This is a genomic window from Caulobacter sp. GW821-FHT09H08 (assembly GCF_059415885.1).
In genome coordinates, this window is sequence record NZ_JBWKOC010000002.1 from 875,469 (window position 1) to 883,478 (window position 8,010).

The window sequence follows — 8,010 nt, forward strand, 5'->3', positions numbered from 1 at the left end:
TTTACTCCGCAGCGATCTTGGCGGCGCCCGAAGCCACGGCCGCGCATTCGGCCATGGTCACGCTGGCGCGCGCGACGGGGTTGGTGAGGTGGAAAGCCTTGATCGGGCTTTCGAACGGGGCGTCCGAAGCCTCGCCCGCACCGCCCAGGGCGCCGACGTCGAACACGGTCGGGACGGAGCCCGGCGCGTAGTCGATCTGGCCGAAGGTCGGATGGTCGGCGAACAGCTTGGCGCGCAGTTGGTCCAGGCTGTCATACGGCAGCTTGGCGCCCAGCACTTCCGAGAGCGCCCGCAGGATCGACCAGTCTTCCTTGGCCTCGCCCTTCGGGAACACCGCGCGGCGGCCCATCTGGACCCGGCCTTCGGTGTTCACATAGAGGCCGTTCTTCTCGGTATAGGCCGCGCCCGGCAGGATCACGTCGGCCTTGTGCGCGCCGGCGTCGCCGTGCGTGCCGAGATAGATCTTGAAGGCGGTCGAGGCCGACGCCTCGCACTCGTCGGCGCCCAGCAGGAAGAGGACGTCCACGGCGCCCGGCTTTAGCATGTCGGCCGTCGACAGACCGCCCTCGGCCGGGACGAAGCCCATGTCGAGGCCGGCGACGCGGGCGGCGGCGGTGTGCAGGACGTTCCAGCCGTTCCAGCCTTCGCGCACGACCTTGACGGTCTTGGCGAGGCCGGCGGCGGCCTTGAGGATCGCGGCGCCATCGGCGCGGGACAGAGCGCCCTGGCCGATGATGATCGCGGGACGCTCGGCGGCCTTCAGGGCGGCGACGAAGTCGTTCTTGCTCTTGGCCAGGCCCGACAGGGTCTTGGCGCCGGCGCCGAGGTAGTCGTAGTCGAACGTCAGGTCGGCTTGCTCGCCGATGACGCCGAAGCGGGTCTTGCCGGCGATCCACTGCTTGCGGAAGCGCGCGTTCAGGACCGGGGCCTCGAGGCGCGGGTTCGTGCCAACGAACAGCACGACGTCGGCGTTCTCGATACCGGCCAGGGTCGAGTTGAACAGCCAGCCTTCGCGCGGGCCAACGCCCAGGGCCGAACCGTCCTGGCGGCTGTCCAGGTTCTTCACGCCCAGGGCGGTGAAGAGGTCCTTGGTGGCCTTCAGGCTTTCGGCGTCCTGCAGGTCGCCGGCGATAACGCCGATGCGCTCAGGGGCGGTCGCCTTGATCTTGGCGGCGACGGCGGCGAAGGCTTCCGACCACGTGGCCGGCTTCAGGCTGCCGCCGACGCGGACGTACGGACGATCCAGACGCTGACGGCCCAGGCCGTCGACGGCGTAGCGCGTCTTGTCCGAGATCCACTCTTCGTTGATGTCGTCGTTGTTGCGCGGCAGGACGCGCAGCACGGCCGAGCCGCGGGCGTCGACGCGGATCGACGAGCCGAGGGCGTCCATGACGTCGACGCTCTCGGTCTTCTTCAGTTCCCACGGACGGGCTTCGAAGGCGTAGGGCTTGGACGTCAGGGCGCCGACCGGGCACAGGTCGATCACGTTGGCGCTGAGCTCCGACGTCACCGCCGCGCCCAGATAGGTCGTGATTTCAACGTCTTCGCCGCGCGAGATCAGGCCGATTTCCGGCGAACCGGCGACTTCGGTGATGAAGCGGACGCAGCGCGTGCATTGGATGCAACGCGTCATCACGGTCTTGATGAGCGGGCCCATAGCCTTCTCTTCGACCGCGCGCTTGTTCTCTTCGTAGCGGCTGTCGTCGCGGCCGTAGCCGACGGCCTGGTCCTGCAGGTCGCACTCGCCGCCCTGGTCGCAGATCGGGCAATCCAGCGGGTGGTTGATGAGCAGGAACTCCATCACCCCTTCGCGGGCCTTCTTGACCATCGGCGTCTTGGTGAAGATCTCCTGGCCCTCGGCGGCCGGCAGGGCGCACGACGCCTGCGGCTTCGGCGGACCGGGCTTTACCTCGACGAGGCACATGCGGCAGTTGCCGGCGATGGAGAGACGCTCGTGGTAGCAGAAGCGCGGGATCTCTTCCCCAGCCAGTTCCGCGACCTGCAGGACCGTCATGCCGGGTTCGAACTCGACCTCGACGCCGTTGACCTTGGCGATAGCCATTCTTGTTACTCCGCCGCGATCAGCTTGGCGCCCTGCACGTGCAGGCGACCGCTACGATAGGAAGCGATCCGCTCCTCCACCTCGTGGCGGAAGTGGCGGAACAGACCCTGGATCGGCCAGGCGGCCGCATCGCCCAGGGCGCAGATGGTGTGACCCTCGACCTGGGTCGTGACGTCCAGCAGGGTGTCGATCTCTTTCGGATCGGCCTCGCCGGTCGCCATGCGCTCCATGACGCGCCACATCCAGCCGGTGCCTTCACGGCACGGCGTGCACTGGCCGCAGCTCTCGTGCTTGTAGAAGTACGCGAGACGGGCGATGGCGCGGACCAGGTCGGTGTCCTTGTCCATGACGATGACGGCCGCGGTCCCGAGGCCCGAGCGCAGGGCGCGCAGGGCGTCGAAGTCCATCGGCAGGTCTTCGCACTGCTCGGCCGGGATCATCGGGACGGACGAGCCGCCCGGGATGACGGCCTTCAGATTGCCCCAGCCGCCCCGGATGCCGCCGCAGTGATCCTCGATCAGCTGGCGGAAGGGGATGCTCATCGCCTCTTCGACGTTGCAGGGCAGGTTCACATGGCCCGAGACGCAGAACAGCTTGGTGCCGGCGTTGTTCGGACGGCCGAAGCCCGCGAACCAGGCCGCGCCGCGACGCAGGATCGTGCCGGCGACGGCGATCGACTCGACGTTGTTGACCGTGGTCGGCATGCCGTAGAGGCCCGCGCCGGCCGGGAACGGCGGCTTCAGGCGCGGCTGGCCCTTCTTGCCTTCCAGGCTTTCCAGCAGGGCCGTCTCTTCGCCACAGATATAGGCGCCGGCGCCGTGGTGGACGTAGATGTCGAAGTCCCAGCCATGGACGTTGTTCTTGCCGACCAGCTTGGCCTCGTAGGCTTGCTTGATCGCCGCTTCCAGGCGCTCGCGCTCGAAGACGTACTCGCCGCGGATGTAGATGTAGCAGGCGTGGGCCAGCATCGCGCGCGAGGCGATCAGGCAGCCTTCGATCAGGAGATGCGGATCATGCCGCATGATCTCCCGGTCCTTGCAGGTGCCCGGCTCGGATTCGTCGGCGTTGACGACCAGGTAGTGCGGACGACCGTCCTTCACTTCCTTGGGCATGAACGACCACTTCAGGCCGGTGCCGAAGCCCGCCCCGCCCCGGCCGCGCAGGCCGGAGTTCTTCATGTTGTCGATGATCCAGTCGCGCCCGGCGTCCAGGATGTCCTTGGTGCCATTCCAGCAGCCGCGCTTCTTCGCACCCTCGAGGCCCCAATCGTGGAGACCGTAGAGGTTCGTGAAGATGCGGTCCTTGTCTTCGAGGATACCGACCATGACTCAGCTTTGCGGATCGAATGGATGGGCGCGCACATAGCGCGTCCGACGAATGATGACATAGGCGAAAAGCAGCCAGCCCACGCCGATGGTGGCGAGACCGGCGATGACCGCCCAGAACGGCGCGCCGGCGACGGTGCGACCCCAGATCAGCAGGATCGCGCCCGAGAGGCACGCCACGAAGCCCACGCCGCGTTCACGGCGATAGAGGCCCCGGATGGTGTCGATGTACGCCGCCTTGCGGGTGTTGAGGTCGCTGTCGTCGATCATGACGAAGCCCCCTCTTTCTTGGTCGCGCGCATCCAGCCCCAGATGAACCAGATCTGCGCGCCAAGACCCCCGACCAGCGCCACGAAGAAGACCGGCAGCAGCCAGTCGATCTTCAGGGACACCGCGCCAACGATCGCCACGCCGGCCAGCACGAAGCAGACCACGGTGATGCCGAGCATCACGGTCAGGCGCTTCTTCTGGATGACGGCGTCGGCGGTCATGTTAGGCGGTCGGCTCCGACTTGGCCTTAGAAGCCTTCGGCTTCTCCGGCAGGTTCGGGATCTTGATCTTCTTGGCGTACGAGCCGTCGTACAGCTTCGGGTCCGTCAGGGTGTGGATAGCGCCCTTCGGCTCCGAGGCGCCGCGGCCTTCGTAGCTGCCCGGCTTCGGGTCCTTGCCAGCCGCGAAGTCGTCGAGGATCTGGGCCAGGCTCTCCGGCGTCAGGTCCTCGTAGTAGTAGTCGTTGATCGCGGCCATCGGGGCGTTGCAGCACGCGCCGAGGCACTCGACCTCTTCCCAGCTGAACTTGCCGTCGGCCGAGACATGGTGAGCGTCGCCGATCTTGGCCTTGAGGACCTTCTTCAGGTCCTCTGCGCCGCGCAGCTGGCACGGCGTGGTGCCGCACAGCTGCACGAAGGCGACCTTGCCGACCGGCTGCAGCTGGAACATCACGTAGAAGGTGGCCACTTCCAGCACGCGGATGACCGGCATCTCGAGCTGCTTGGCGATCTCCTGGATCGCCGGCTCGGAAATCCAGCCTTCCTGCTTCTGGGCCAGCCACAGCATCGGGATCACGGCCGACTGCTTGCGGGCGGCGGGATACTTGGCTTTCCACCAATCGGCCTTGGCCTGGCTGTCCTTCGAGAAGGCGAAGCTGGCGGGCTGTTCCTTGGCGAGACGACGTACGCTCATCGGGCGAAATCCACGCGGACGATCTTGTCGCCCTTGAAGGTGTAGATGGCGGCGACCTGGAACGGCGCATCGCCGTTGCCGCGGTCGACATGTTCATGGTCGATCACGTTCGAACCGACCACGATGCGGTTCAGGAGCTTGGCGTTGTTCTTGGGGAACTCGGCGAAGGTCTTGGCATAGAAGGCGCGGTAGGCATCGAGGCCCGTACGCGCCACGTCGCCGTTCAGGCCCGCCACGACGACGTCGTCGGCGAAGTGGGCGCAGTGCGCGTCCAGGTCCTGGGCGTTGTAGGCGTCGAGTTGCGCCTGCGCGATCGCTTCAAGGGTCACCGGTCGACCTCGCCGAACACGATGTCGAGCGAACCCAGGATGGCCGAGACGTCGGCCAGCTGGTGGCCGCGGTTCATCCAGTCCATCGCCGCCAGGTGCGAGAAGCCCGGCGCCTTGATCTTCACGCGGTACGGCTTGTTGGTGCCGTTGCTGACCACGTAGACGCCGAACTCGCCCTTGGGCGCTTCGACGGCCGCGTAGACCTCGCCTTCCGGCGTCTTGAAGCCCTCGGTGTAGAGCTTGAAGTGGTGGATCAGGGCTTCCATCGAGCGCTTCATCTCGGCGCGACGGGGCGGGCTGACCTTGTTGTCCTCGGTCAGAACCGGACCCTGCACACCACGCAGCATTTCAACCGCTTGCAGGATGATCTTCGTCGACTCGCGCATCTCCTGCATGCGGCAGAGATAGCGATCGTAGCAGTCGCCGTTCTTGCCCAGCGGGATGTCGAACTCGAACTCGTTGTAGTTCTCGTACGGCTGGTTGCGGCGCAGATCCCAGGCGATGCCCGAACCGCGCACCATCACACCCGAGAAACCCCAGGCCCAGGCGTCTTCCTTGCTCACGACGCCGATGTCGACGTTGCGCTGCTTGAAGATGCGGTTGTCGGTGATCAGGCCTTCGATGTCGTCGCAGATCTTGGGGAACGCCTTCGCCCAGGTCTCGATGTCGTCGATCAGTTCAGGCGTCAGGTCCTGGTGGACGCCGCCCGGACGGAAATAGTTGGCGTGCAGGCGAGCACCGCAGGCGCGCTCGTAGAACACCATCAGCTTCTCGCGCTCCTCGAAACCCCAGAGCGGCGGCGTCAGGGCGCCGACGTCCATGGCCTGGGTCGTCACGTTCAGCAGGTGATTGAGGATCCGGCCGATCTCGCAGAACAGCACGCGCACGATCTGGCCGCGGCGGGGCACTTCGACGCCCAGCAGCTTCTCGATGGCCAGGCAGAACGCATGCTCCTGGTTCATCGGCGCCACATAGTCGAGGCGGTCGAAGTACGGGATGTTCTGCAGGTAGGTGCGCGCTTCCATCAGCTTCTCGGTGCCGCGGTGCAGCAGGCCGATGTGCGGATCGACGCGTTCGACGATTTCGCCGTCCAGCTCCAGCACCAGACGCAACACGCCGTGCGCGGCCGGGTGCTGCGGGCCGAAGTTGATGTTGAACTTGCGGACCGGCGTTTCCGGGATGGCCGGAGCGGTCGGTTCGTCGCGGAAGAAGTCGGTCGCCGCAGCGGGTGCGTTCGTGCCAGTCATGACTTAAGCCTTTTCCGCCTTCTCGTCGCCCGGCAGGGCGTACTTGGCGCCCTCCCACGGAGACATGAAGTCGAAGGCGCGGAACTCAGTGATCTTCACGGGTTCGTAGACGACGCGCTTGAGCTCGTCGTCGTAGCGGACTTCGACATAGCCGGTCATCGGGAAGTCTTTCCGCAGCGGGTGGCCGTGGAAACCGTAGTCCGTCAGGATGCGGCGCAGGTCCGGGTGACCGTCGAAGAACACGCCGTACATGTCGAACGCCTCGCGCTCGAACCAGTCGGCGACCGGGAACACCGGCGTGGCGCTGGGCACCGGGGTGTCTTCGTCCGTCATCACCTTCAGGCGGATGCGGGTGTTCTTCACCATCGACAGCAGGTGATAGACGACGTCGAAGCGCGCGGCGCGCTCCGGATAGTCGACCGCCGTCAGGTCCACCAGCTGGTGGAACCGGGTCGCGGCGTCGTCACGCAGGAAGATCAGGGTCGCAACGACGGTCTCGGCCTTGGCCACGATCGTCAGTTCGCCGAACGCCACCGAGTGGCCCAGCACGCCAGGCGCGCGGGCGACGATGTCCTGGCCCAGGATTTCGAGGTCTTGGCTCATCGCTCGATCGTCCCCGTGCGACGGATCTTCTTCTGCAGCTGCAGCACGCCGTAGACCAGCGCCTCGGCCGTGGGCGGGCAGCCCGGCACGTAGATGTCGATCGGCACGACGCGGTCGCAACCGCGCACGACGCTGTAGCTGTAATAGTAGTAGCCGCCGCCATTGGCGCAGCTGCCCATCGAGATGACGTAGCGGGGCTCCGGCATCTGGTCGTAGACCTTGCGCAGGGCCGGAGCCATCTTGTTGGTCAGCGTGCCGGCGACGATCATCACGTCCGACTGACGCGGGCTGGCGCGCGGCGCGAAGCCGAAGCGCTCCAGGTCGTAGCGCGGCATGGCCGAGTGCATCATTTCGACGGCGCAGCACGCCAGACCGAACGTCATCCACATCAGAGACCCCGTACGGGCCCAGGTGATCAGGTCGTCGGCGGCGGCGGTGATGAAGCCCTTGTCGGCCAGCTGCTGCGAGACGCCGTCGAAGAACGGGTCGTGCAGCTTGGGGTCATAGCCCTCGACCGTCGAGCGGCCGCCCGAAAGCGCCGGAACAGACGACGAATTGGCCGGAACGATCACTCCCATTCGAGGGCGCCCTTCTTCCATTCATAGATAAAGCCGACGGTCAGGACGCCGAGGAACACCATCATCGACCAGAAGGCGAACTGGGCCGCGTCGTGCGGCAGCTTCATCAGCGTGACCGCCCAGGGGAACAGGAACGCCACTTCCAGGTCGAAGATGATGAAGAGGATCGACACCAGATAGAACCGGACGTCGAACTTCATGCGCGCGTCGTCGAAGGCGTTGAAGCCGCATTCGTACGCGGACAGCTTTTCCGGGTCCGGCGCCCTGGGCGCGAGCACGGCGGCCGCGAGAATGAAGACGATGCCGATAGCCGCCGCGATCCCGAGAAAGATCACGATCGGCAGGTACTGGAGAAGGAAGGCGGTCATGACAGCCCTTGGCTTGAATCGAGCGGGTTGTAGCCCACTGTCGCCAACGCTTCAAACACCCCAGGCCACATTGAGAAACGATCTCAACTGGCCTTGATTCCGCTAACGGCGATCTGTCGGCGACGAACAGAAAAGCCTTTGCGCGCAAAGAGCGGGCGATACATCCCCCAACGGCAGGCCAACGCGAAAGCGAGCCTGTGTCCACAGCCTTTTGCCGCATCTTCGATATGGCCGTTGACACGAGTCTTCGGTCGACATATCAGACGCCCCTCGCCGCAGGGCGGGTCGCACTTTCGCTTCGGCGAAGGGATATGCG

General features: G+C 65.7%; 10 protein-coding genes. All 10 read right to left on the reverse strand.

Annotated elements, in window-relative coordinates; genetic code table 11:
- Nucleotide 1: 1 nt before the first annotated feature.
- From nuoG to AC07NN_RS09200, 10 genes are read right to left on the reverse strand one after another with little or no spacing between them, the layout of a single operon-like run.
- Nucleotides 2-2,062 (reverse strand): NADH-quinone oxidoreductase subunit NuoG, encoded by a 2,061-nt coding sequence (nuoG, locus tag AC07NN_RS09155; RefSeq protein ID WP_494639791.1) that lies wholly within the window; start codon nucleotides 2,060-2,062, stop codon nucleotides 2-4.
- Nucleotides 2,063-2,067: 5 nt separating this feature from the next.
- On the reverse strand, nucleotides 2,068-3,387 hold the full coding sequence (gene nuoF, locus AC07NN_RS09160; RefSeq protein WP_494639793.1) for an NADH-quinone oxidoreductase subunit NuoF: 1,320 nt from the start codon (nucleotides 3,385-3,387) through the stop codon (nucleotides 2,068-2,070).
- Between the two features lie 3 nt (nucleotides 3,388-3,390).
- Complete coding sequence (locus tag AC07NN_RS09165) at nucleotides 3,391-3,657, reverse strand: hypothetical protein (RefSeq protein ID WP_494639795.1); 267 nt, start codon at nucleotides 3,655-3,657, stop codon at nucleotides 3,391-3,393.
- Complete coding sequence (locus AC07NN_RS09170) at nucleotides 3,654-3,878, reverse strand: hypothetical protein (RefSeq protein WP_494639797.1); 225 nt, start codon at nucleotides 3,876-3,878, stop codon at nucleotides 3,654-3,656. Before AC07NN_RS09170 ends, AC07NN_RS09165 begins: the two co-directional genes overlap by 4 nt.
- A gap of 1 nt (nucleotide 3,879) precedes the next feature.
- The gene (nuoE, locus tag AC07NN_RS09175; RefSeq protein WP_494639799.1) at nucleotides 3,880-4,569 is read right to left on the reverse strand and encodes an NADH-quinone oxidoreductase subunit NuoE; all 690 of its coding nucleotides are present in this window, start codon (nucleotides 4,567-4,569) and stop codon (nucleotides 3,880-3,882) included.
- A complete protein-coding gene (locus AC07NN_RS09180; RefSeq protein WP_494639801.1) occupies nucleotides 4,566-4,898 on the reverse strand; it encodes a nuclear transport factor 2 family protein in 333 nt (110 codons plus the stop codon). The genes nuoE and AC07NN_RS09180 overlap by 4 nt, the downstream gene beginning before the upstream one ends.
- Nucleotides 4,895-6,145, reverse strand: a complete 1,251-nt coding sequence (locus tag AC07NN_RS09185) for an NADH-quinone oxidoreductase subunit D (RefSeq protein ID WP_494639803.1) — start codon at nucleotides 6,143-6,145, stop codon at nucleotides 4,895-4,897. The genes AC07NN_RS09180 and AC07NN_RS09185 overlap by 4 nt, the downstream gene beginning before the upstream one ends.
- 3 nt (nucleotides 6,146-6,148) lie before the next feature.
- Nucleotides 6,149-6,748, reverse strand: a complete 600-nt coding sequence (locus AC07NN_RS09190) for an NADH-quinone oxidoreductase subunit C (protein WP_494639805.1) — start codon at nucleotides 6,746-6,748, stop codon at nucleotides 6,149-6,151.
- On the reverse strand, nucleotides 6,745-7,347 hold the full coding sequence (locus AC07NN_RS09195; protein WP_125158568.1) for a NuoB/complex I 20 kDa subunit family protein: 603 nt from the start codon (nucleotides 7,345-7,347) through the stop codon (nucleotides 6,745-6,747). Before AC07NN_RS09195 ends, AC07NN_RS09190 begins: the two co-directional genes overlap by 4 nt.
- Nucleotides 7,317-7,694 carry an NADH-quinone oxidoreductase subunit A gene (locus AC07NN_RS09200; protein WP_494639808.1) on the reverse strand — a complete coding sequence of 126 codons (378 nt, stop codon included), beginning with the start codon at nucleotides 7,692-7,694 and terminating at the stop codon, nucleotides 7,317-7,319. Before AC07NN_RS09200 ends, AC07NN_RS09195 begins: the two co-directional genes overlap by 31 nt.
- Nucleotides 7,695-8,010: the final 316 nt, after the last annotated feature.